Consider the following 26,030-nt stretch of genomic DNA (forward strand, 5'->3'; position numbering starts at 1 on the left):
ATTTAATTTATGTAAAATGATATTATCTAAATCCAAAATTTAAACCAATAGCAAAGGAATTAAACTCCGAAATATGATATTCTGCATTTAGTCTGAAAACGCTTAGTTTTAGTTTTGCCCCTATAGTTCCACGAACAGATTCCACCGTACTTGTTACAGAAAAAGGATCGGTAACCGTTTCACTAAGTACGCCATTATTAACTTGATACGTTCCTAATACATCAGAGGATGACTCACCTGAAATATACCCAACACCACCATAAAAATTAATAACTGGTAATTTTGTTGAAGCAATCAATTGAAACAACCAAGTATCGGTTGAGTTTTCAATGCGTTGATCTTGACCAAAGATTCCAGAAGACTCTGTTAAATCGTACTCACCTCCTAAATGTGTATAAGCCACTAACCCTGATACTGCCACTGGCAATATTTTATCTGCTGGTAACCATTTTGTGAATTCTGCTTGCAAAGCACCACCAACCATACTGGCTTCAAATTCATCGGTTTTAACTTTTGGTAATAAACGAGCCTTTACTTCCAAACCTTTTATTAAACCAAGGGCACCCTGAATATAGCCTGTTGGCATATAATCGATACCTACCCCGGATGGCAATGTTATGCGATCTTCAATTAAGGGATTTATTTTCGATTTGATAATTAATTCAACATCCTCCTTGTTTTCTCCAAACACGCTAGAAACATTTTTAGAAACTACATTTGGGCCGTCTGCAAATTCAACCTTGAAATTATAATCATCACTGTTATAATCTGCTATATTCATCGTAAATGTTCTATCGGCCTTTTTGGCAATAGCAGCATTGGCGATAATAGAAATTTCGAAACCTCCTAATGGTTTTGAGTCTCCCGAATTAAACCAGTTAGCATTCATACTATGCATTACAGCCTTAGCCCCTGGGTTTAAAAAATCGTTAGAGAAACGCTCCGCATTTTCTACACCAGCATCTAACAAACCTCCCAACCCACTTTGAGCATGTAAACTCATTGCTGCCATAACAGCCATTACTGATAGAATTATTTTTTTCATGTATTTTAAATTTGGTTCGTACAAAAATATAGAAAACACATTCACAAACAACATTTTATCGGTTAATTTTACCTTTAATCGATAAATATTATTAAAAACACCCTATTACTCCAACATTAAATAACACCCACAATATTCTTAAAATTCGACGTTTTATTTAAAGAACATTTCTAAAACCAACTTATATTTTGGCTTATTTTAAAAATATAAATTAGATTTGAACTTACATAGCAGAGGTTTTAAATTAGATAATTTATTATAACTCTGTATAATTTACGTCCCATGAAATTAAAATTAGCACTAATACTTACTGCTGTATTTTTGTCATTCAGTTGTAGTCAGGATACCACTACTGATTCAAAACAAAACATTGTTAACAACCGACAAACCACAGGAAGCTCAGCAAATGACATTTTATCTGATAACACTTTTAAAAGTTTAGTGATCGAACTAGTATACGTAGAAGGATTTCAACCCAGACAGGCTAGCATTGATAATTTTGTTACTTTTTTAACAAATCACACCTACAAACCTAATGGAATAGATGTACAAGTACGATCCATACCTAGCTTAGGAACAGAAACGTATTCTACCGAAGACATAGCGGATATCGAAAGAGAAAACAGAACACAATACAATACAAAGGATAAGCTTGCTATTTGGGCTTTCTTTACAGATGGTAAATCAGATAAGGATGAATCTAATAGTGTTGTCCTAGGAACAGCTTATTGGAACACTTCATTTGTTATTTTCGAAGAAACCATTCAGGGTTTAAGCAACAGTCCTATAGAACCCAGCCGAAGTTTATTGGAAAGTACCGTTATAAACCATGAGCTAGGCCATTTACTAGGATTAACAAATTTAGGAACAGATATGCAAACCGACCATGAAGACACCAATCATCCTAAACATTGTAATGATGAAGATTGCCTAATGTACTGGGAAGCAGAATCAGCGGCAGCCATATCAAATTTATCAAACACTAGTACGCCCCCACCTTTAGACGCGCAGTGCCTTGCCGATTTAAAAGCAAATGGAGGTAAATAAAACTATTAATAACCATAAAAAAAGCCGCTATAAGCGGCTTTTTTTATGGTTATAATTTACTAACTTTTTACGCATCAATTTTTGCATAAACAGCATTCTTCTCAATAAACTCTCTACGAGGTGGCACTTCATCTCCCATTAGCATAGAGAAAATTCTATCGGCTTCAGTTCCATTATCAATTTGAACTTTACGTAGCGTTCTAAATTCCGGATTCATCGTGGTATCCCATAATTGCTCCGCGTTCATCTCTCCAAGACCTTTATAACGTTGAATGTTTACAGAACCTCCAAATTCTTCTGCAATTCTATCACGTTCTCTATCGTTCCAAGCATAAGACTTCTTATTCCCCTTCTTAACCAAATATAAAGGAGGGGTCGCAATATAAACGTGACCTTCCTCAATAAGCTCTTTCATATAACGGAAGAAGAATGTTAAAATTAGTGTTGCAATATGACTACCATCAATATCGGCATCACACATAATTACAATCTTGTGATAACGCAATTTAGACAAGTTCAATGCCTTACTATCTTCCTCAGTTCCAATAGTTACCCCTAACGCAGTAAAAATATTTTTTATCTCTTCATTCTCGAATACTTTATGAGTCATGGCTTTTTCCACATTCAAGATCTTACCACGCAATGGTAAAATAGCCTGAAATGCTCTGTCACGTCCCTGTTTCGCGGTTCCACCCGCCGAATCTCCCTCTACAAGGAACACTTCACATTTTGCAGGATCCTGTTCTGAACAGTCACTCAATTTTCCTGGTAAACCACCAATACTCATAACGGTTTTACGCTGAACCATTTCACGTGCCTTTTGAGCTGCATGACGTGCCTGAGCTGCCAAAATCACCTTCTGCACAATAATTTTAGCATCATCAGGGTGTTCCTCTAAATAATCAGACAACATCTCTGAAACCGCCTGACTAACCGAAGCTGATACTTCACGGTTACCCAATTTAGTTTTTGTTTGTCCTTCAAATTGAGGTTCTGCAACTTTTACGGAAACAATAGCCGTTAATCCTTCACGGAAATCATCACCTGCAATATCAAACTTTAACTTATCCAACATGCCAGATTCATCGGCATATTTCTTTAAAGTATGTGTTAATCCACGACGGAATCCTGATAAGTGGGTTCCTCCTTCATGGGTATTAATATTATTTACATAAGAGTGTAAGTTTTCAGCATAAGAAGTATTATACACCATAGCAACCTCAACCGGAACACCATTTTTTTCGCCTTCAAAAGAAATAACATCCTTCATTAAAGGCTCACGAGTCGCATCTAGATACTTTATAAATTCTTTAAGCCCTTCTTCAGAATGAAATGTTTCACCTTCAAACTCTCCATCATCTTTAGTCGAACGTCTATCAATAATATGTATAATAATACCTTTATTTAGGTAAGCCAACTCACGTAATCGACTTGCTAATGTATCGTAGCTATACTCTAAGGTTTGTTGAAATATTGTAGGATCCGGTTTAAAGGTTACAACAGTACCACGTTTATCGGTTTCTCCAATTTGTTTTACCGGATATATTGATTTTCCACGCTCATATTCCTGCTCCCATATTTTACCATCTCTATGTACAGTTGCTTTTAAATGTTCTGACAATGCATTAACACAACTGACACCAACACCGTGTAAACCTCCAGATACTTTATACGAATCTTTATCGAACTTACCTCCGGCACCAATTTTAGTCATTACGACTTCAAGTGCAGAAATCCCTTCTTTTTTATGTAAATCTACAGGAATACCACGACCATCATCTTCAACAGTAATCGAATTATCTTCATTTATTGTTACTGTAATATTATTACAGTGTCCTGCTAAAGCTTCATCAATAGAGTTATCTACAACCTCATAAACCAAATGGTGTAAACCACGCACACCAACATCTCCAATATACATCGACGGACGCATACGTACGTGCTCCATTCCCTCTAAAGCCTGAATACTATCAGCCGAATACCCGTGCTTGTTAAATTCTTCTTTTGCTTCGCTCATATTTTAAATATTATCTTTTTAGTTAAGCTTTATATCACAAAAAAAGATGCTGAAAAGCATCCTTTCTGAATACAAACAAATATAGTAAATTCTAAGGCTTTCAGAAAGCTTTTTATCGATACATGCATAAAATTATCAACATTTGTTAATTTCGAGAAACTAGCTTAAATCGCTTAAAAATCATCTTAAAATCGATTTTAACAAATTTCAACTCGTTTTTAAAAGATAATTTTCAGAAAGTCGTTCTAAAGTCTTATTTTAATACTTGAAAACCATTTTAAAATCAAATAAATCCTCTAAAAATTCAAAATAAGAGGGTTTAAAAGAAAAAAAATTAGAATATGATGTATGTCACTTTTTTAGACTTAAGTAAACAATAATTTTGTTCCTTCACTAACAAATTACCTTATGAAAAGACCAATTACAAAAGTCTTAATTACTTTACTTTTAACATTAAGTTTTACGTTTTATTCTTTCAGTCAGGAACCAAAACCATTCAAACCAACTATCAAGTGGAATCTTAAGTCTCAATTTTGGCTAAGGTATTCCGACCTTAATGAAGGTTCTGAAATTCACGGCGAACCCACATCAGATTTTTTCGATGTTTCTATTCGAAGATTACGCATCCCTGTTTCATCTCAAATTACCCCTAAAATATTTGCCTATGCTATTTTTGGAGGCAACAATTATAACTTTAAAGGAGATTCTTTCCCAATTGGAGTCCTAGATTTATATATTGAATATTCATTTTTTAAACAATTTGAAATTGGTTTTGGAAAATCGGGCTGGCAAGGATTAAACCGTTGGAACATTAGATCAAGTATGACACTTATGGGACTGGATTCACCTCTCTTTACTTTAAACTCCGTGGAGATTAATGATGACATAGGTCGCTTATTCGGTTTTTGGTTTAAAGGTCAAGCAGATAAATTTGACTATAGAATGACTTTTAACCGTCCCTTTTATGTTAAAAAAATCCCGAATGGTTCGGTAAATTTTGCTAATAATAAACCTAGAGTAAAAACCTCGGCGTATGTTAAATATCAAATTTTTGAACACGAATCTAATAAATCTGCATACCAAATAGGTACCTATCTACAAAATAAGAAAGTTTTTAATATTGGTGCCGGTTTTCAATTTCAACCCGAAGCTATGAGTGACGGTGATGCAAACCTTCCTGAAACCAATATTTATGATATTTCACATTTTGCTGCAGACTCTTTTTTAAACCTACCATTAGCAAATGGTAATGCCATTACGGCTTATCTTGGCTATTACGATTATGATTTTGGAAAAAATTACATTCGTAATGTGGGTGCCAACAACCCCACTACCGGCGGAGGTACAGACTTTAACGGACCAGGAGTTGCCTTTCCTATGATTGGTACAGGCACAACATGGTACGGACAATTTGGTTATGCATTTAAGCAAACACAGATATTAAATCATTTAACAGTAATTCAACCTAATATTGCGGTACAATATTCTGATTGGGATGCGTTAAATAATCATATGACAGTTTATGATTTTACTGTAAACTTTCTTATTAACGGGTCTCAAGGCAATAAAATAAGCTTAGGATATCAGCATCGACCAATCTTTGAAGCCGAAACCTTAAAACAAAAAGACTACAAAGGCATGGCTGTTCTTCAATATCAAATTTCATTGAAATAACTATCTATAAAAGAGTTCTAAATCAATTCTAACAAGCCTTTTGGAGAAATTGTTTTAATAATTTTAAGGATTATTTTAAATCGATTATAGAAAAAACAAATTAAACATACGTTTATTAACAATTCTACAATAGACCAAATCTGAATAAAAAAAATTACTCCTAGTCTATTTATTCTATATATCTTTGAAGGAGAATTAAACCTATGACAATCAATAACAACAATAATAATTTCAATAATCCTAATTTTTAGGACAGGAAGGTTATTGTTAAAAAATATGAAAGGCCTTCCAAATGTGGAAGGCCTTTTTTTAATACTAAATTTAAGATATGAGTAAAATTATGACTGTCGACATATTGTCGAGTATTAAAGGAGCACAGCCCAGTGAAGCCGTGAGCAAATTATTTGATGTCATTAAAAATGCACAATCAACAAATAATAACTCTTTTAATAATAAGGGTAATAATTGTGTATCATTAAATGATTTGCGAGACGATATCGTCGTTGAAAGTTCAGCCATCGAAAAACAGATTATTATAGAGAACTTCCCAAAAGAAAAAAATGGCTATTTGGTGGTTTCTAAAATTATAGAAGAGTAATTATGGAATCACAAATACACAAAATACACCAGCAACTTGTTAACAAGGAAATATCTTGCACCCAACTCGTTCAAGAAAAGTTAGAAGCATTAAAAGCTAATACCAACAACACCGTAAATTCGACCTTAGATGACACAGCTATTAACCTAGCAAAGAAAATAGATCATAAAATTGCTAACGGCGAAGCCATTGGTTTATTGGAAGGCATTCCTTTTGGAATTAAAGATGTATTTATGCTTCAGGGAACAACCACGACTGCAAGTTCTGAGTTATTAAAAAATTACAAATCCGCTTACACAGCAACGGCTATACAAAAGTTATTAGACGCTGGTGCCATACCAATCGTAAAAGAGAACTGTGACAGTTTTGGTCACGGATCATCGAGCGAAAACACCATTTTTGGAGCAGTAAAGAATGCTATTAACCCCGACTTAGTTGGTGGAGGGTCCAGTGGCGGATCGGCAGTAAATGTCGCAAAAGATTACACCGTATTTTCAATTGGTGGGGATACCGGAGGATCGGTTCGTCAACCCGCAGGCTACAACCACGTATATGGCTTAAAACCAACTTACGGACGTATTTCTCGATACGGCTTAATGGCTTACGCCTCCTCTACAGATTGTGTTGGTCCCATTGCTAAATCAGTAGAAGATATTCGTATTGTATTAAATGTGATGTCCGGAAAAGACATTAAAGACCAAACAACTTATGTTTCAGAAAGTATTCCTAAAGAAAGCATTTTACATTCAGACATAAAAACGGTTGGATATTTTAAAAACTTTGTCGAAAGTGAAGCCATCGACCCTAAAATTAAAGAAGACTTTTTAGCGACGATTGAAAAAATAAAAGCCAAAGGTATAGAAGTGAAAGAACTGGACTTTTTCAAATCTGACATTCTGGTTTCAACTTATTATACTTTGGCCATGGCGGAAACGGCTTCAAACTTATCTCGTTTAGATGGCTCCAATTACGGTAACCGTATCGATGATAAAAACCTAAAAGAATCTTACGCTATAACACGCTCTGAGAATTTCTCAGAAGAAACCAAACGCAGAATTGTTGGTGGAAACCAGGTATTATCACAAGGATTTTCAGATGAAATTTACTTAAAAGGATTGGCCCTAAGAGATGCTATTGCTGAAAATTTTGAAAAAGATTTCGAAGAAGTGGATATAATCATCTCACCAGTAACACCAAATACGCCACCTAAAATTGGCAACAGTTTAAAAGACCCCTTAGCCATGTATTTAAGCGATGCTTATACGGTTGGATTCAGTCTTGGACAACTACCCACACTCACCGTACCAAAAGGCACAGAAACTGGCTTACAAATAACAGCCGCAAAAACAAATGACGAACTTGTTTTGAAGTTTGCTAACTTCTTAAAAGACACATTATAATGGAACTGGAACAATTAGACGCGGCTTTAAAAGCCCACGAATTAGAGTTAGTAATCGGACTGGAAACACACGTTCGATTAAACACCAAAACCAAATTATTCTGTTCTTGTCCTAATCAGGAAATTGACACACCTAACCAAAACATATGCTCGGTTTGTACGGGACAAATGGGTGTCTTGCCGGCTGTTAACAAAGAAGCCATTACCAAGGCTATTTACTTTGGAAAGGCAGTGAAATCAACCTTTGACAATGATGTGATTTCCTGGGACAGAAAACATTACGAATACCCAGACAACCCTAAAAACATACAGATTACGCAATTTCACAACCCTATTATTCCTGACGGACAAGTGTCATGCTTTAGAAACGATGGGTCTCAGTTTACTGTAAATTTAACTCAGGTTCATATTGAAGAAGATGCTGCCAAGCTCATGCATGAAAAACATGTGTCCTTAGTCGATTTTAATAAAGCAGGGGTGCCTCTTATTGAAATTGTTACCGAACCTTGTATTCGCCATATTGAAGATGCTTCAACCTATGCACAATATATCCAGCGTATTGTACAGAATTTAAAAATATCTGAAGCCAACCTTGAAAAAGGAGAATTTAAATCGGATGTTTCGGTATCACTTCGCAAAAAACACACCTACGCTTTAAATCCGCGTACCGAAATAAAAAACTTAAACTCGTTTAAGTTCATGGTCGATGCATTAAAAGAGGAAGTTGAAAAACAACTAAACTACTACCTTGAACATAAAGAATTCAGACCAGATCAAACCACCGTACTTTGGGATGCTGACTTGAAGCAAACCAAAACCATGCGTAAAAAAGAATACGAGGCCGATTACCGTTTTATTTCCGAACCCGACCTACCATTCGTTTGCATTAAAGATGTGGTAGAATCGATTGATGTAGATGTAAGTTCATTACCTTTTGCTGTTGAATCTATTCTAATTAAAGGCGGTGTATTACCACAGGATGCGAAATTCTTCACAGCCGATTCACTTCGTTCGGAAACTTTTGTAGCTATTAACAATGTCATACAAGACCCATCGTTCGTTGCAAAAACCTTAACAAACAATATTAAACCGGATGAATACAACGACATTCACCGTATTGAACATTTAATCGAAATTTTCCAACTATTTAAATCTGAAAAAATCACATCCGTACTGGTTCAAAATGCCATTACAGCGTATTTAAAAGACAGACATTTTGATTACAATCAATATTTCGAAGACAACAGTATTTCTGAAGAAAAAATTCAGGATGCTATTGCGAAAGTCATTTCTGAAAATGAAGCCGTGGCTAACGATATAAAAGCCGGAAACCAAGGAAAAGCTGGTATTTTAGTTGGGAAAGTCATCGCGATCATTGGTAAAGGTGCTTCAGGAAAAGTGATTCGTGAAGGTATTCTTAACACCTTACAAGCAGATGCAACTATTAGTAATGCGACTGAAACCACGGTAAAAACAAAAGCTGAAGTTCAGGCTGCAACAAAGAAAGAACAAGAAGAGGTATTACCTGAGATCCCTTTAGTTATAAAAGAGGAATATAGAACTCATCTTATTACCGATATTAACGACAACAGTATTTCTAAGGAAGTAACCTTTGCCGGATGGGTAGCTAGTGTTCGAGACCATGGTGAGTTAATTTTTATTGATTTACGCGATTCGAGTGCCGAGAAATTCCAGGTGCGCTTAAGCCGTGAATCCTTCCCTAATCTAGACGAACTGGTACGATTAAAACCAGAATCTGTAATTACGGTTACAGGAATCATCGTACAACGTAAAGAAGACGATTACAACCCGGCATTACGTACCGGTAAAATTGAGTTAGAAGCTAGCCAACTAGATATTCTGAACTTATCAAGAACGCTTCCGTTTGAAATAAAACGTGCGACCAAAACAAATGAAAACACTCGTTTTCAGTATAAATATTTAGATCACCGCAATAATGATGTTCGCCGTACCATTGTAAATCGCCATAAAGTAATTAAGCTACTCCGCGACATTTTAGATGAACAAGATTTCCTTGAAATTGAAACCCCTATTTTAAGTGCCGGTACCGATGAGGGTGCTCGTGAATTTATTGTACCATCGAGAAAGCAGGCCGGTGCCTTTTACACTTTACCACAGGCACCTCAGCAGTTTAAACAAATGCTAATGGTTAGTGGTTATGAGAAATACTTCCAGATTGCACGTTGTTTTAGAGACGAAGATTCTCGTGGCGACAGACAACCCGAGTTTACACAGTTAGATATCGAGATGGCTTATGCCAGCATGCAGCAAATCATCGATTTAAACACCAGAATGTTTAATGAAGTGGTGAATAAAATCTATGGTAAAAAATGGATCTTACATCCATTTGAAGTGCTTACCTACCAAGAAGCTATGGATAACTACGGTTGTGACCGTCCTGACTTACGCTTTGGTTTAAAACTCCAGGACATTACCGAGATTGTTAAGGACACCACATTCCAGGTATTCAGTAAGCCTATTGAAGAAGGAGGTATTGTAAAATGTATCAGAGTGACTGGCGAAGAACAAGGCAAAAAACGTTTATCGAAAGGCCAAATTGAAAAACTAACGGGTATCGCCCAGCAACACGGTTTGGGTGGCTTAGCGTATATCATTGTAAACGAAAACGATTTACAATCGCCTATAATTAAATTCTTAGGAGAAGATATTGCAGCAGGTATTATTGCTACCACAGGTGCGCAGGTTGGAGATATTGTATTCTTCTCGGCTGCCGATTACGCGACTGCCAATAAAGCATTAGATGCTGTACGTCAGGAACTAGGCAGCATGTTAAAATTAATCAACCCTAAGGAATTAAGACCGGCATGGGTAGTCGATTTCCCGATGTTTGAAAAAACCGATGAAGGTCGCTGGACATTTACCCACAACCCCTTCTCGATGCCTGCCGTATATGATATTGAAAAACACATGAACGGTAAGGAGGAAGAAATTGGATCGATTATCGCTCAGCAATACGATTTAATTCTAAATGGTTATGAAATTGGTGGTGGTTCTGTACGTGCGCACAAACCTGAAATCTTAGAAGCCACTTACCGAAACATGGGCTACAACAAAGAAGAAATGATGAAGAGCGTTGGCACCATGTATAAATCGTTCCACTATGGTGCCCCACCTCACGGTGGTATAGCCTGGGGTGTAGATCGCCTCATGATGATTTTAGAAAAGAAAACATCCATTCGTGAAGTGATGGCTTTCCCGAAAACAGGGACCAGTGAAGATTTACTGTTTGGCGCACCTTCTCTGCTTTCAGACAAAAAAGTAGAAGAAATGAATGTTAAGGTAATAAAAAAATAATCACGTTATTTTTTTAATTTTTAAAGCTTCAGTTTTAACTGGAGCTTTTTTATTTAACACCAACTCCTCAAAAAATTTAACATAAGCATTTTCAATTTACCATTATTTTAAGAAATTTAACATCTAACTTTAAAGCATGACAAACTTTAAAAATTCCAAAATGAAAAAACACACATTAATCATCACTACAGCATTTGCTTTTTTTATGCTTATTTCAGCGCAAGTAGAAGCTCAAAAATTCTCAAAATTAGATAAAAGTCCGTTGGACATCTCTTACTATAGAACTAATAGAAAATCGCCTCCCATGGCTAAAGTAATTTACAGCCGCCCGCAATTAAAAGGACGCGATATTAATGCACTTGCACCAAATGGCAAAGTTTGGAGAACCGGCGCCAATGAAGCTACAGAAATTAAATGTTACCAAGATTTAAAATTTGGTGGGAAAACTGTAAAAGCTGGGACATACTCGTTATATACTATTCCTGGAGACAAAGAATGGACTATTATTTTAAATAGGGACACCGATGTTTGGGGCGCTTATAATTATAATGAGCAGAACGATGTTCTTAGAGTTCAGGCATCAGTATCTACAGGAGAAAACACAGAAGCCTTCTCTATTGCTTTTGACGTTGACCACATGTATCTCGCTTGGGGAACAATCCTAGTATCTCTTCCGGTTAGTAAGTAAGAGGTATCAAATAAATAAAAAAGCGCCTAAGTTATTAGGCGCTTTTTTATTACGGTATATTTAAATACTTATGCGTTTGTAAAGACACTTTCCACTTAGGGTGTTTCATCACATAATCGACTATTTCAGGAATCATTTTATCACGCTTACTCCATTCCGGCTGCATGTATAAAATACAGTTCTCACTAACTTTAGCCGCTTGTTCTTCGGCAAATCGAAAATCATCTTTGTTATAAATAATCATTTTAAGCTCATCTGCCTTTTCATAAACTTCTTTTGTTGGAAGCTTCATTTTTTTGGGCGACAAACAAATCCAGTCCCAAACTCCGGAAAGCTTATAAGCTCCAGATGTTTCTATATGAACCTGTAATCCCTCTGCTTTTAATTTTGTAGTTAACAAGGTCATATCCCATGTTAATGGTTCACCACCGGTAATTACAATCGTGTCGCTATATTTTTTCGCATTAGCAACAATTTTAGCAGTTTCGGTAGGGGGATGAATATCAGCATTCCAGCTTTCCTTAACATCGCACCAATGACATCCTACATCACAACCACCAATTCTAACAAAATAAGCGGCGGTTCCCTTATGAAAGCCCTCCCCCTGAATGGTATAAAACTCCTCCATCAGTGGCAGCATCTCTCCTTTATTTACTAATTCCTGTATCTGATTATTCATAGCTTGCAAAGATACACATTCCTTTACTTTTTAAAAGGGTTTTGATTTCTAATCAACTACTAAAAAAATCATAAAATAAAATATGCTTTTACGTACAAAAACATATTTTTTTTCTTCTTTAATTTTCCTGTATTTTTACTCAAATTTAATTTCCATGCACAACAAGGAAACCTTTTTTAATTATATCGTAGAAGGTAACAAAACCAAAGGAGACTTCATTCCCATTGGTGCCGCTATGCTTGATGGTGAAACTATAACGGGTGCTCATGTAAACATCCCACTTAAAACATTAAATCGTCATGGTTTAATTGCTGGTGCTACAGGTACAGGAAAAACTAAGTCGCTGCAAGTTTTAGCTGAAAATTTAAGCGACAAAGGTATTCCGGTTTTACTCATGGATATTAAAGGTGATTTGAGCGGTATAGCACAACCTAGTCCGGGACATCCAAAAATAAATGAACGTCACGAAAAAATAGGGCTTCCCTTTGAAGCCAAAAAATTTCCGGTTGAAATTCTAACCTTATCCGAACAAAACGGTGTTCGTTTACGTGCTACCATTAGTGAATTTGGTCCGGTACTATTATCGCGCATTCTAGACTTAACTGATACACAATCAGGCATTGTAGCTGTTATTTTTCAATATTGCGACGATAACAAATTACCTATTTTAGATTTAAAAGATTTTAAAAAAATACTACAATACGCCACCCAAGAAGGCAAAGAAGAATTTAACGAAGCTTACGGACGTATTTCAACAGCATCCACAGGTGCTATTTTGAGAAAAATAGTCACCTTAGAACAACAAGGTGCCGATTTATTCTTTGGAGAAACCTCATTCGATGTAAAGGATTTACTTCGTATCGATGATGAAGGTCGTGGCTATATTAATATTATTCGACTGACCGATATTCAGGATCGCCCTAAGTTATTTTCAACCTTTATGTTAAGTCTGTTAGCAGAAATATACTCGACTTTTCCCGAACAAGGCGATAGCGACCGTCCAGAACTTGTTTTATTTATAGATGAAGCGCATTTAATTTTCAACGAAGCTTCAAAAGCTTTACTTGATCAAATTGAAAGTATTGTAAAACTTATTCGAAGTAAAGGTGTTGGCTTATATTTTGTAACCCAAAACCCGACTGATGTTCCTGAAGAAGTTCTAGGCCAATTAGGATTAAAAGTTCAACATGCCCTTCGTGCTTTTACAGCAAAAGATAGAAAAGCCATTAAGCTCACGGCCGAAAATTATCCTGATTCGGAATACTATAACACTACGGAAATATTAACATCCTTAGGTATTGGTGAAGCTTTAGTTTCAGCATTAGATGAAAAAGGTCGCCCTACCCCACTGGCAGCTACCATGATGCGTGCTCCCATGAGTAGAATGGATGTATTAACTGATGCTGAGTTAAAAGAACTTCTTGACAATTCTAAGTTGGTAAAAAAATACAACGAAACCATTGATCGAGAAAGCGCCTACGAACTGCTAAATGAAAAAATCGCCAAAGCTGAGGAAGAAGAGGCTAAAGCCAAAGCCAAAGAAGAACAGGAAGCCCTAAAAAAAGCAGCATCAAAAAAACGAGCAAGTAGCTCGTCTCGACGCCGCAGTACCGCCATGAACCCTGTAGTTAAAGTATTAACAAGCGCTACCTTTATTAGAAGTGTTTTTGGTATTTTGACGAAAGTGCTAAAAAAATAAGTTGGTTATCAACAATTAAACATAATTATATTTTACCCCTAATTCATATGAAAAAAGTATTTATTACCCTTACTACCCTAACTTTAATTTTTAGCAGTTGTAAAAAACAAGATCCGTTTAAAATCTCTAAACATCATGTTGGATTATTAACAGACTCAACTCAGGTTAAAGATTTAAGTGCCATCTTTAAAAACGATTCGGTTTCAAAATTTATAGTAGGAAATAGTTTTTCTACTAGCAAAACCAATATCGATATCTTGGATAAGGAAGGCAACAAACTTCTGGTTTTAACACCAGCTCGTGCTTTAGACTCTACCTCTGTTATTAGAAATGTTCAGATTGCAGATGCTCGCTATAAAACAGACAAGAACATATCGTCATTAAGCACCTTTAAAGACATTAGCGAGAATTATAAAATATCGAGAATTGATAATCTAATCAATTCGGTTGTGGTTACGGTGAATGAAATTAATGCCAGCTTTACTATCGATAAAAAAGAGCTTCCGGCAAACCTTAGATTCGATATGAATATGAACATCGAAGCCACTCATATTCCAGATGATGCTAAATTGAAATATTTCTTTGTAAATTGGAATAACTAATGAATCCATTCTTATCTAAAATACTAGTTGACCTAGCTCGGAAACGACTTGCCTCTAAGCAAGCCAAACCCGTCACGAAAAGACAAATAGTACCTTTAGTAAGAAATTTACAAGTAGAACTAGCACACGCCATAAAAGAATACGTATTCATAATTATTGGCGTGTTTTCGGCTGGATTCGGATTAAAATCCTTTTTATTACCAAACAATTTTATCGATGGTGGTGCTACGGGTATCTCGCTTCTATTAGAATACGTAACTCAATTAGAACTCAGCTACTTTTTAATACTGGTTAATTTACCCTTTTTAATCCTCGCATCCCGGACCATTAGCCTTAAATTTGCTGTTAAAAGTATTGCAGCTATTGCCTTTTTAGCTTTTGTAGTGCATTTTGTAGATTACCCAACCATCACAGAAGATAAATTATTAATTTCTGTGTTTGGTGGTTTCTTTTTAGGTTTAGGTATTGGCTTGTCTATGCGTGGTGGTAGCGTTATAGATGGCACCGAAGTATTAGCTATTTATTTAAGCAGAAAATTATCGCTAACTATTGGCGATATACTTCTCTTAATAAATATTACTATATTTTCTGTGGGGGCCTATTTACTGTCTATTGAAACAGCTTTATATGCCATCCTAACCTATCTCGCAGCGGCAAAAACTGTAGATTTTGTAGTAGACGGGGTGGAAGAATACGTTGGGGTGACCATCATTTCTGAAAAACATGAGGAATTACGAATCATGTTAATCGAAAAATTACGACGTGCCTGTACCATTTATTCGGGAAAAGGCGGCTATGGGCACCACGGTAAAAGCACCGAAAAAGACATCATTTACACGGTTGTGACCCGTTTAGAATTAGCTAAACTACAAACCGAAATTGACAAAATTGATCGAAAGGCATTTATAATAATGGGCATCGTGAAAGATTTAAAAGGTGGTATGATAAAAAGAAAACCATTAAAATAAATGAAAAAATATACCATACAAAACGATCCATTTGTAGTTCCAACTACCGATGGAAAGGTTATAAAAGAACATTTTGGACTTGCCAGCGACGGCAATGCTAATATAAGTATAGCCCATATGAAGGCTCCTGCAGGCTGGAGTGAACCTTTTCAAACACCCGAATTTGATGAATATACCTTTATCATCAGCGGCAAAAAGCAATTTATTATTGGAGATGAAACCATTGTATTAGAAGCCGGACAATCTATAAGAATTGAAAAAAATACCCGAGTTCAATACTCAAATCCATTTACTGAAGTTTGTGAATATATTGCCATTTGCATGCCAGCTTTTTCAATCGATTCAGTAAACCGCGAAGACCTTTAAATGAATAATACCCTAGTAAAAACTATTGGAACACTTATTAACACCGTAAGTTACCTAGCGCCTCAATACGCCGCGAAACTAGCCGTAAACATCTTTTCTACACCACAAAAAGGCAAACTGCAGCCCGATGAATCAAACTATTTAAAATCGGCCAAACAACAGGATTTTATGTATGATGATATTGCGATTAGAACCTACCTCTGGGCTGGAAGAAAAGAAACTATTCTGCTGGTACATGGGTGGGAAAGCAATACCTACAGATGGCGGGATTTAATAGAATTATTAATAGCTCAGGATTACAATATTGTAGCTTTAGATGCGCCAGGGCATGGTAAATCTGGACATAAAACTTTTAATGCCGTTTTATATTCCGAATGCATTAATATGATTGCGCAACAATTCGATATACATATTATAATTGGACATTCTATAGGTGGTACGGCTTCCGCCCTAGCCACTAACAATCATAATTTAAATATTGATAAGCTCATACTCTTGGGGGCACCTTCAAACTTTGATGAAGTGATTGATAATTATGTAAAAATTATGGGCTACAACAAAAAGGTTACCAAGGCTATGGACGCCTATTACATGAAACATTTTGGCAAACTCCCAAGCTTTTATTCTATAAAAAACTTTTCAGACAAATTAACTGCCGAAGGCCTCATTATACATGATAAGAAAGACCGGATTATTTCTTATCGCGATGCTTTACACATTCATAAACATTACAAAAATTCTAAACTGGTAAAGACCCAAGGCTTCGGTCATGGACTAAAAAATGAGGTCATTTATAATCATATATTAGAATTCCTTAACGCCTAGATTTGTTGTATTTTTGTCAACAAATTTGAAGGTCGCTATATTATGTCGCAAGAATTAAAACGTATTAATAAATATTTAAGTGAAGTTGGCTATTGCTCACGCCGTGAAGCCGACAAACTTATCGATGCAGGTCGGGTTACTATAAATGGGGACGTTCCGGAAATGGGTACAAAGATAGCACCCGGCGATGTGGTTCATGTTGATGGAAAAGAAGTCAAAAACACCAAAGAACATTTCGTATATCTGGCCTTTAATAAACCTGTAGGCATTGTTTGTACTACCGATACGAGTGTGGAGAAAGACAACATTATCGACTATATTAACTACCCGAAACGTATTTTCCCTATTGGTCGGTTAGACAAACCTAGTGAGGGACTCATACTTTTAACCGACGACGGCGATATTGTAAATAAAATTCTGCGCGCCAGTAACAATCACGAAAAAGAATACATCGTAACCGTAGACAAACCTATTTCTCAAACCTTTATTGAGCGGATGGCCGGTGGTATTTATTTGGAAGATTTAAAGAAAACCACCAACAAATGTAAGGTCGAAAAGCTAAGTACTTACGAGTTTAAAATTATACTAACACAAGGATTGAACCGCCAGATTCGTCGTATGTGTGCGTATTTAAACTACGAAGTACAGACCCTAAAACGTGTTCGTATTATGAACATTAAATTAGACACCCCTGTTGGGAAATACCGAGAACTTACCAAAGAAGAGTTTAGCGAGTTAAATAGGTTAATTAGTACCTCAACCAAAGTCTTCAAACCTAAAACAGAAAGACGCCCCAGTAATTCTGAAAGACCACAACAAAAGGACAGAAAACCTCCTAAACGCAGGAAGCGATAAAAAAAGCAGCATGAAAACATGCTGCTTTTTTATTATATAAAGTTAGATATGTCTATCCGTGTCTTTCTCTTGCTAATAAGGTGTTTTTAAGAAGCATGGCAATGGTCATCGGTCCTACACCCCCAGGCACCGGCGTAATATAGCTTGCTTTTGGGCTCACGCTTGCAAAATCGACATCACCTGCTAAACGATACCCCGCTTTTTTGGTCTCGTCTGGTACGCGTGTAATTCCCACATCGATAATGACAACACCATCTTTAACCATATCACCCGTTAAGTATTCTGAAATACCTATCGCAGCTACGATAATATCGGCACTACGTGTAATGTCTGCTAAGTTTTTAGTACGGCTGTGAACCACCGTTACCGTGGCATCACCAGCCTTACGTTTCTGGCTCATTAAGATACTCATGGGGCGACCAACAATATGGCTTCTTCCCATAACTACCACATTCTTACCTGAGGTTTCCACGTCGTAGCGCTCTAATAATTCTAAAATCCCGAAAGGTGTTGCCGGAAGAAAAGTTGGTAAATCCAAGGCCATTCTCCCTACGTTTGTAGGATGAAATCCGTCGACATCTTTATCAGGATCGATGGCCATTAATACCTTTTGCTCATCAATGTGTTTTGGTAATGGTAACTGTACTATAAATCCATCGATATCGTCATTCGTATTTAACTCCTGAATTTTTTCAAGTAAAACCGCTTCTGTGGTTTCTTCAGGTAAATCGATTAGAGTCGAGTTAAAACCAATTTTCTCGCAAGCCTTTACTTTAGCATTTACGTAAGTCATACTGGCGCCATCGGTTCCAACTAGAATTGCTGCTAAATGTGGTGTTTTTTCACCGTTAGCAACCATCTTACTAACCTCAACAGCAATCTCTTCTTTAATATCGTTACTAACTTTTTTTCCGTCTAAAATTGTCATCTTTTAGGATTTAAGTACCTGTTTATATTATTTTAATTCTTCTAAAATTAACGCATGCCTTTCATCATGCTCATCATTTTTTTAGCACCTCCACCCTGCATCATCTTCATCATTTTGCTCATCTGGTTGAACTGCTTTAACAACTGGTTTACCTGTTGTACCGAAGTCCCTGATCCTTTACCAATACGTTTCTTTCTGCTGGCATTTATAATGGAAGGATTACTTCTTTCCAGAGGTGTCATAGAATGAATAATGGCTTCAATACCTTTAAAGGCATCATCATCAATATCTACATCTTTCAACATTTTGCTGGCTCCAGGAATCATCCCCATCAGGTCTTTCATGTTCCCCATTTTCTTAATCTGCTGAATCTGATTTAAGAAATCGTCGAAACCAAATTGATTTTTAGCAATTTTCTTTTGAAGTTTACGAGCTTCTTCTTCATCGAACTGTTCCTGAGCACGTTCTACTAAAGACACGACATCACCCATTCCAAGAATACGATCGGCCATACGTGATGGATAGAACACATCAATCGCGTCCATCTTCTCACCTGTACCAATAAACTTGATTGGCTTATTAACTACCGATTTAATTGAAATAGCCGCACCACCGCGTGTATCACCATCTAATTTCGTAAGAATCACACCATCGAAATTCAACACATCGTTAAAGGCCTTAGCCGTATTAACCGCATCCTGCCCCGTCATAGAATCCACTACGAATAAAGTCTCCTGTGGTTGAACGGCTTTATGAATATTCGAAATTTCGGTCATCATTGCCTCATCTACAGCTAAACGACCTGCGGTATCTATAATTACGACATTAAATCCATTAGCTTTCGCATGAGCAATACCTGCCTGTGCAATGGCTACCGGATCTGAATTTCCTTTATCGCTATAAACCTCTACACCTATTTGATCACCAACAACATGTAACTGATCGATGGCCGCCGGACGATACACATCACAAGCCACTAATAAAGGTTTCTTTGTTTTCTTATTTTTCAGAAAATTAGCAAGCTTACCTGAAAATGTAGTTTTACCAGACCCCTGTAAACCCGACATTAAAATAATGCTAGGTGCACCAGAAAGATTAATACCTTCGGCATCACCTCCCATAAGTTCGGTTAACTCATCTTTTACAATTTTCACCATTAACTGCCCAGGCTGCAATGTCGTTAGTACATTCTGACCTAATGCTTTTTCTTTTACCGTATTGGTGAATTGTTTAGCTATTTTAAAGTTAACATCGGCATCGAGTAAAGCACGTCTTACTTCTTTTAAGGTTTCCGCTACATTAACTTCGGTAATACTTCCATGCCCCTTAAGTACGTGTAAGGCTTTATCTAATTTATCGCTTAAATTATTAAACATAATTTCTATTCAAATTTTAAGAAGTGCAAATTTAGTGATTTGCTGTGTATTATAGAAGTAAGAACTGGTAAAATGTACGAACAAAAAAAGGGCTGTCAAATGGATATTTTTGACAGCCCTAAATAAAGGAAACCTGCTTATTAAATTAACCTAACCAACCAAATCAGCTCAGTTTCCTTACACCAAAACATAATTAATTTTTTCTATCAAGTACTAATACACTTTCTACTGTTCCGGTAGAACTAAAATCTTTTAATTCTATTCGCGTACTTGAAACTGATGTTATTTTATATCTGTGATTTAAGTAGCTAAATGGTGCTTCCGAACCAAAACGTAAGCCTAATCTTAAACCATCATTTCTATAAATTAACCAAGATCCTTTATTTACCACCACATTTTCGGCATTGGTTACTTTTAAATATCCGCTAATAAGAAAACTAATGGTATGATTCATAAAGGTATCTGTATTAATGTTCGAACCAGATTCTGCATTTTCATAAGCCGCTACAACCCAGTCGCCCGCCGCGAGTACATTTGAAATCTCAAGCACATCACCATCACCTTCAGGACAATGTCTTTCTAAAATCATTTTATTATCCTTGTTACCAACACCTTCTAATTTTATTAATCCCGGTTCTAAGAAAGTAATTAACCATTCTAACTGTAATCTCGGACGATTAACCAATGTTATTTGAAGTACAAACCCTGCATTGGTTTTAACCACATTATACACACCTGCCACTAACTCGCCATTTACTCGTATTTTAACGATATTATTCTCGAAGAATTTTAATGGCGTACCAATATATTCATCTTCACTATTACTATCATCAACTTTTAATTCATCGACTCTCCAGTAACACTGTTGCAGATAATTATGAATGCGTTCCAAAGTAATCCCTAAATCGATTTCACAATTTTTCTTTAAAATTGCGCGGTTACCTCCTTCTCGGAACAATTTAATTTTTCCTGGCTCAATTTCATAAACAAACCATTCCAGAGTAAAGTCTACTAGGGTTTCAAATTGTAAGTTAATAACTGCGCCATGATCGGTAACGTTTGTACTCCAAGTACCAGTAAGCATTGCGCCACCTCTTGCAAATACATTTACGATATTATCTTCTTTAAAAACCATACCATACTCACGGTACTTATCATCTAAACTTTCTTCATTTCGCTTAAATTCGTAAACAATCCAAGGACAAGTTTTTAGTATATTATCTAAACGTTCTTTTGTGAAATCGTGATCACCATAGTCGTTATCATCATCTTCATCACAAGCATTTTTAGCCTCTTCGATAGCTGCTTGTAATTCCATATTATTATTAACAACGATTTCAGATCCATCAGCTAACTCCATGGTAACAGGAAATTCTAAACTCGCAAACACATCACCTATTTTAACACGCTCGATAAAACGATGTAATTGTCTATCTCCCTCAACATTCACTACATCAATTACCTGAAAATCGGTATCGTAAACAGCAAAAGAAAGTGGATACTGAAAGTCGATACATTCAATATCATCATCTTCTTCATTCTCGCCATAACAGGCTTCAACAAGTGCGTGTAACTCTTCTTTACTATTAATAGTAATTTCGGTATAATTGGAAGTCATAACGGTTATAGGGAACACTATGCTTAATATATCATCATTACCATCAAACTCTTTAACAATGGCTTCAATAACTTTATAATCTGCTTCAGAGTCGACTATTATTTCTAGTCCGTTAACCACAACGGTCACTGGCAATTCAACAGACAAACAACTTGCTTTATCAATAACGTTGTCTTGAGAACCATCTAAGGTACTCGTAGCACTAATTAATACGGTAAGTTCTGTATCTGATGTTAATGCTTCAGACTCTTGTGCTGAAGTGATATCAACCACTTCCTCCTGACAGGAAGTAAAAAATAAAAGGGCAAAAAAAGGAACTAGTAAAAATGTTCTTAACATAGTTTTCATGATATTCGTTTTTGGGTTATACATAGCGTTTTGTTTATAAAACAGGATAACTTTAAAAATTCCTACCCTGTATTCCGATTTTTTTTAATTTAGTCCTTCCAACTACTTATTATATGGCGAAACAGCTACAAAAAAACATCTGCGAGGAGCACATGTTTTCATCAATATTTAATAAATACTCTAAAGATTTACACAATTTTCTTTACTATAAATTTGGAGATCAACTCAATCCAAAAGACAAAGTTCAGGACGCCTTTATCAAATTATGGGAAAACTGTAAAAAGGTTACACCCGACAAAGCGAAAAGTTATGTTTTCACAACCGCTAATAATTTAATGCTTAATGAAGCTGCTCATCAAAAAGTGGTTTTAAAACATCAGCAAACAAAACCAAAAAAGGTAACCAATGAAAATCCTGAATTCTTAATGCAGGAAAGCGAGTATAATGTTAAATTACAAAAGGCACTTAGTAATTTAACAGAGGCGCAACGGGAAGCCTTTATGATGAATCGGGTTGAAGGGAAACGTTTTAAAGAAATAGCCGAATTACTCGATATTTCAACAAAAGCAGTTGAAAAACGTATATATGGAGCCTTAGAAAAACTAAGAAAAGACATTAAAGAACTGTAACTTTTAGAAAAATATTTTTTTTAAGGGTAGGAAAAAATAAAAGTGAATTGTTATATAGTTGTATATAAATCATGAACAGAGAAAATTTAATATCAAAATGGCTTAATAACGATCTAAATGATCTAGAACTTGAAGCATTTAAAAAGCTTGAAGACTATGATGATTTAATGAAGTTAAACAACAGCTTACAAAATTTTAAAGCCGATACTTACGATACTACTAAGGAATTAGATGCCGTATTATTGACTATTAAAACTAAGAAAGCTAATAAATCATCATGGCTAAAGCCTATAATGCGCATTGCTGCTGTTTTGGCTGTTTGTTTTGGTTTATATTACTATACTACAACTTTAGATACAACCATAACAACTGAAGTTGCAGAAAAAACCATGATAGAATTACCAGACGCATCTTTTGTTAATTTAAATGCTAAATCTGTTTTAGCCTTTAATAAATCGTCTTGGAAATCGAATCGTGAAGTCGACCTAGACGGCGAGGCCTTTTTTAAAGTTGCTAAAGGCTCTTCTTTTAAAGTAAAAACCAAAGTGGGTATAGTTACCGTATATGGTACAGAGTTCAACGTGAAACAACGCAATGAATATTTTGAAGTTATTTGCTACGAAGGGTTAGTTGGTGTTACCTTAAATTCCAAAGAAACCAAATTAAAACCTGGAGACAGTTTTTTAATCATCGATGGGAAACAAGTTGCTAAAGAAAAAGAAATACGCACAACCCCTTCGTGGATAAATAACGAAAGTTCATTTAAAAGCATACCCTACGGCGAAGTTATTTCTGAATTTGAAAGACAGTACGGTGTAAATATTAAGCTTGAAAATATTGACCGCAGGCAATTATTTACAGGCAATTTTACTCACGACAGCCTGGAAGTTGCTTTAAAATCTATCGCTTTAGGAGCTCAAATTAGTCGTAACAATAAAACTATAACTTTAAAACGTGAATAGAAACAATCGATTTTCTATTCTTACCATCCTGTTTTTTTTGAATGTTTTTATGCTTTTGGCTCAAAACAATCAGGAAAAACAAGAACCCTTATTTAAAATTTTAAAAATTCTTGAATCTCGTTATAAAGTAAGTTTCTCCTATATTGATGACAATATTAAGAATAAACAGGCCTTTTTACCAAGTCCTGATATTAGCTTAGATGAAGCCCTGGAATTTTTAAAGATTGACACCCAATTGGGTTTTGAAAAAATAGACGATCGCTTTGTTGTTATAAAGAAAATTAGTCTTCCTAAGAAAGGACAGTTTAACACACAACGATTGGAAGAAGTTGTTATAACCAATTACCTAACTCAGGGTATAACAAAATTCAATGATGGATCTATCAGTTTAAAACCCGAAACTTTTGGTATCCTTCCAGGATTAATAGAACCCGATGTTTTACAAATTATTCAAGCACTACCAGGTGTTATGAGTACCGATGAAACGGTTTCTAACATTAATGTTCGTGGTGGGACTCATGACCAAAACCTCATCCTTTGGGATGGCATAAAAATGTACCAGTCGGGACATTTTTTTGGTTTAATTTCCGCATTTAACCCTTACACGACCAAGCACATTAATATTTATAAAAATGGTACCCATGCAAAATATGGCGATGGTATTTCCAGTGTAATAGACATGCGGCTTTCGAACGTTATTGATAATGATTTTCAGGCTGGCTTGGGCTTTAACCTTATTAATGCTGATGGATATACCAAAATCCCACTTTCTAAAAAAGCCGAACTACAACTCTCGGCACGTCGATCGGTTACCGATTTAATATTAACACCTACATACAACCAGTATTTCAAACGTGTATTTCAGGATTCGGAACTTTCAAATACTGAAAAGAATACCAATTCGATTTCTAAAAACGAATCTTTTTACTTTTACGATGTGTCTTTAAAATTTCTATATGACATTAGTAAGAAAGATAAATTCAGGCTGAATCTTTTAAATGGAAAAAACAATCTACATTATGATGAAGTTTCTACTATAAATAACGAAAATGAAGCTTTAAACAGCAGATTAACACAAGAAAATCAGGCTGCCAGTATATCCTATACTAGAGATTGGAACCAAGATGTTTCAACCTCTACGCAAATATATGTTTCTAACTATGATTTAGATGCGACCAATCAAGATATATTAAACGACCAACGCCTTATTCAAGAAAATGAAGTTTATGATGGCGCCATAAAGCTTGATATAGATTATAATTTCAATAATCAATTGAGATTTAATGCAGGGTATCAATTTTCAGAAATTGGCATCAGTAACTTAGCCGATGTTAACAATCCTGTTTACCGCAGTTACATTAAGGAAGTTATTCGAAGCCATGCTATTTACGCTGAAACTAATTTATTATCGTATAATGCCAATACCAATTTAAAATTAGGTGGACGTTTCAATTATTTTCAGAAATTTAATATGTTTTTAGCCGAACCTAGGTTAAGTTTTAGTCAGCGATTTTTAAATTATTTCCGTTTTGAAATACTTGGTGAATTTAAAAGTCAGACCACCTCACAAATTATCGACTTACAAAACGATTTTCTTGGTATAGAAAAGCGTCGTTGGGTGTTAGCTAATAACGATAACAGACCCATTACAAAAAGCAAACAACTGTCAGTTGGTATTCATTTTAATAAAAATCAATTGCTTTTCAGTGCAGAAACCTATATTAAAAAAGTAAACGGCATTACAACCCGAAGTCAGGGATTTCAAAATCAATACCAATTTACCAATGCAATTGGCTCCTATGAAATTAAAGGACTAGACATTTTACTTAATAAGCAATTTGACAGTATTATCAGTACCTGGGTATCCTACTCGTACAGCACCAACAATTACACCTTTAAAACACTAAATAACGGCACCCCTTTCCCTAATAACACTGATATAAGACATGCTGTAACTTTTGCTGGCACATATACCTATAACAAACTAAAACTGGCCTTAGGCTTTAACTGGCATTCCGGAAAACCAACCACCGAGCCATTGGACTACGACAACACAAACAGAGATGATATTACTTATAAAAGTCCGAACAGCTCAACTCTAAAAGATTATTTCCGTGCCGATTGCTCGGCAACCTATGGGTTTGATTTATCAAGAAACAGTCGCGCTACTATTGGTGCTTCAGTATGGAATATTTTAAACAAAAAAAATATTATTAACACCTATTACACATTAGATAATAACAACACCATTAATAAAGTTGAAAACCTTTCCCTAGGCATTACCCCAAATATTAGTTTTAGGGTATTTCTTTAAAATGCATTCATAAAAAAAGGTCTGAATACCTCAAAACATTCAGACCCTATTTAGATT

The 26,030-nt window shown here is 35.7% G+C and carries 21 protein-coding genes; 15 read left to right on the plus strand and 6 right to left on the minus strand.

What is annotated here, in order from left to right; genetic code table 11:
* Positions 1–22: 22 nt before the first annotated feature.
* Positions 23–1,045, minus strand: a complete 1,023-nt coding sequence (locus tag H611_RS0103600; protein ID WP_027137059.1) for a DUF6588 family protein — start codon at positions 1,043–1,045, stop codon at positions 23–25.
* 282 nt (positions 1,046–1,327) lie between these two features.
* Here H611_RS0103600 and H611_RS0103605 point away from each other — a divergent pair, with 282 nt between their 5' ends.
* A complete protein-coding gene (locus H611_RS0103605) occupies positions 1,328–2,092 on the plus strand; it encodes a membrane metalloprotease (protein WP_027137060.1) in 765 nt (254 codons plus the stop codon).
* 67 nt (positions 2,093–2,159) lie between these two features.
* Here the strand turns inward: H611_RS0103605 and gyrB are convergent, their stop codons facing one another.
* Positions 2,160–4,109, minus strand: a complete 1,950-nt coding sequence (gene gyrB / locus H611_RS0103610; RefSeq protein ID WP_027137061.1) for a DNA topoisomerase (ATP-hydrolyzing) subunit B — start codon at positions 4,107–4,109, stop codon at positions 2,160–2,162.
* A gap of 408 nt (positions 4,110–4,517) precedes the next feature.
* On the opposite strand from gyrB, the gene H611_RS0103615 reads away from it, so the two are divergent.
* The 5 genes from H611_RS0103615 (at position 4,518) to H611_RS0103635 (ending at position 11,804) form a co-directional block, all read left to right on the plus strand.
* Complete coding sequence (locus H611_RS0103615) at positions 4,518–5,783, plus strand: porin family protein (RefSeq protein ID WP_027137062.1); 1,266 nt, start codon at positions 4,518–4,520, stop codon at positions 5,781–5,783.
* Between the two features lie 328 nt (positions 5,784–6,111).
* Entirely contained in the window at positions 6,112–6,381 is a 270-nt protein-coding gene (locus H611_RS0103620; protein WP_027137063.1) for an Asp-tRNA(Asn)/Glu-tRNA(Gln) amidotransferase subunit GatC, read from the plus strand.
* Between the two features lie 2 nt (positions 6,382–6,383).
* Entirely contained in the window at positions 6,384–7,781 is a 1,398-nt protein-coding gene (locus H611_RS0103625; RefSeq protein WP_027137064.1) for an amidase family protein, read from the plus strand.
* A complete protein-coding gene (gene gatB/aspS / locus H611_RS0103630) occupies positions 7,781–11,116 on the plus strand; it encodes a bifunctional amidotransferase subunit GatB/aspartate--tRNA ligase AspS (RefSeq protein ID WP_027137065.1) in 3,336 nt (1,111 codons plus the stop codon). Before H611_RS0103625 ends, gatB/aspS begins: the two co-directional genes overlap by 1 nt.
* 160 nt (positions 11,117–11,276) lie before the next feature.
* A complete protein-coding gene (locus H611_RS0103635; RefSeq protein WP_027137066.1) occupies positions 11,277–11,804 on the plus strand; it encodes a DUF2911 domain-containing protein in 528 nt (175 codons plus the stop codon).
* A 49-nt stretch (positions 11,805–11,853) separates the two neighbouring features.
* Here H611_RS0103635 and H611_RS0103640 read toward each other — a convergent pair whose 3' ends face one another.
* Positions 11,854–12,483: a 7-carboxy-7-deazaguanine synthase QueE gene (locus tag H611_RS0103640; RefSeq protein WP_027137067.1), complete on the minus strand. Its 630-nt coding sequence runs from the start codon at positions 12,481–12,483 to the stop codon at positions 11,854–11,856.
* A gap of 154 nt (positions 12,484–12,637) precedes the next feature.
* Here H611_RS0103640 and H611_RS0103645 point away from each other — a divergent pair, with 154 nt between their 5' ends.
* Genes H611_RS0103645 through rluF form a run of 6 tightly spaced genes read left to right on the plus strand, consistent with a single transcriptional unit; the run spans position 12,638 to position 17,798 of the window.
* Entirely contained in the window at positions 12,638–14,182 is a 1,545-nt protein-coding gene (locus H611_RS0103645) for a helicase HerA-like domain-containing protein (RefSeq protein ID WP_027137068.1), read from the plus strand.
* 47 nt (positions 14,183–14,229) lie between these two features.
* Complete coding sequence (locus H611_RS0103650; RefSeq protein WP_027137069.1) at positions 14,230–14,784, plus strand: hypothetical protein; 555 nt, start codon at positions 14,230–14,232, stop codon at positions 14,782–14,784.
* Positions 14,784–15,752: a YitT family protein gene (locus H611_RS0103655; protein ID WP_027137070.1), complete on the plus strand. Its 969-nt coding sequence runs from the start codon at positions 14,784–14,786 to the stop codon at positions 15,750–15,752. The genes H611_RS0103650 and H611_RS0103655 overlap by 1 nt, the downstream gene beginning before the upstream one ends.
* On the plus strand, positions 15,753–16,118 hold the full coding sequence (locus H611_RS0103660; protein ID WP_027137071.1) for a cupin domain-containing protein: 366 nt from the start codon (positions 15,753–15,755) through the stop codon (positions 16,116–16,118).
* Positions 16,119–16,943: an alpha/beta hydrolase gene (locus H611_RS0103665; RefSeq protein ID WP_027137072.1), complete on the plus strand. Its 825-nt coding sequence runs from the start codon at positions 16,119–16,121 to the stop codon at positions 16,941–16,943. It begins immediately after the preceding gene.
* Positions 16,944–16,985: 42 nt separating this feature from the next.
* Complete coding sequence (gene rluF, locus H611_RS13930) at positions 16,986–17,798, plus strand: 23S rRNA pseudouridine(2604) synthase RluF (protein ID WP_035483308.1); 813 nt, start codon at positions 16,986–16,988, stop codon at positions 17,796–17,798.
* 52 nt (positions 17,799–17,850) lie between these two features.
* Here the strand turns inward: rluF and folD are convergent, their stop codons facing one another.
* From folD to H611_RS14450, 3 genes are all read right to left on the minus strand, one after another.
* Entirely contained in the window at positions 17,851–18,726 is an 876-nt protein-coding gene (gene folD, locus H611_RS0103675; protein ID WP_027137073.1) for a bifunctional methylenetetrahydrofolate dehydrogenase/methenyltetrahydrofolate cyclohydrolase FolD, read from the minus strand.
* 47 nt (positions 18,727–18,773) lie between these two features.
* The gene (gene ffh, locus H611_RS0103680) at positions 18,774–20,102 is read right to left on the minus strand and encodes a signal recognition particle protein (protein WP_027137074.1); all 1,329 of its coding nucleotides are present in this window, start codon (positions 20,100–20,102) and stop codon (positions 18,774–18,776) included.
* A gap of 193 nt (positions 20,103–20,295) precedes the next feature.
* A complete protein-coding gene (locus H611_RS14450) occupies positions 20,296–22,068 on the minus strand; it encodes a hypothetical protein (RefSeq protein ID WP_157515040.1) in 1,773 nt (590 codons plus the stop codon).
* 113 nt (positions 22,069–22,181) lie between these two features.
* On the opposite strand from H611_RS14450, the gene H611_RS0103690 reads away from it, so the two are divergent.
* From H611_RS0103690 to H611_RS0103700, 3 genes are all read left to right on the plus strand, one after another.
* On the plus strand, positions 22,182–22,697 hold the full coding sequence (locus H611_RS0103690) for an RNA polymerase sigma factor (RefSeq protein ID WP_027137076.1): 516 nt from the start codon (positions 22,182–22,184) through the stop codon (positions 22,695–22,697).
* Between the two features lie 71 nt (positions 22,698–22,768).
* The gene (locus tag H611_RS0103695; protein ID WP_035483311.1) at positions 22,769–23,659 is read left to right on the plus strand and encodes a FecR family protein; all 891 of its coding nucleotides are present in this window, start codon (positions 22,769–22,771) and stop codon (positions 23,657–23,659) included.
* Positions 23,652–25,973, plus strand: coding sequence for a TonB-dependent receptor plug domain-containing protein (locus H611_RS0103700; RefSeq protein WP_027137078.1), 2,322 nt, complete (start codon positions 23,652–23,654; stop codon positions 25,971–25,973). Before H611_RS0103695 ends, H611_RS0103700 begins: the two co-directional genes overlap by 8 nt.
* Positions 25,974–26,030: the final 57 nt, after the last annotated feature.

Origin of the sequence: Gaetbulibacter saemankumensis DSM 17032, assembly GCF_000425645.1 — a bacterium.
Taxonomy (GTDB): Bacteria; Bacteroidota; Bacteroidia; order Flavobacteriales; family Flavobacteriaceae; genus Gaetbulibacter; species Gaetbulibacter saemankumensis.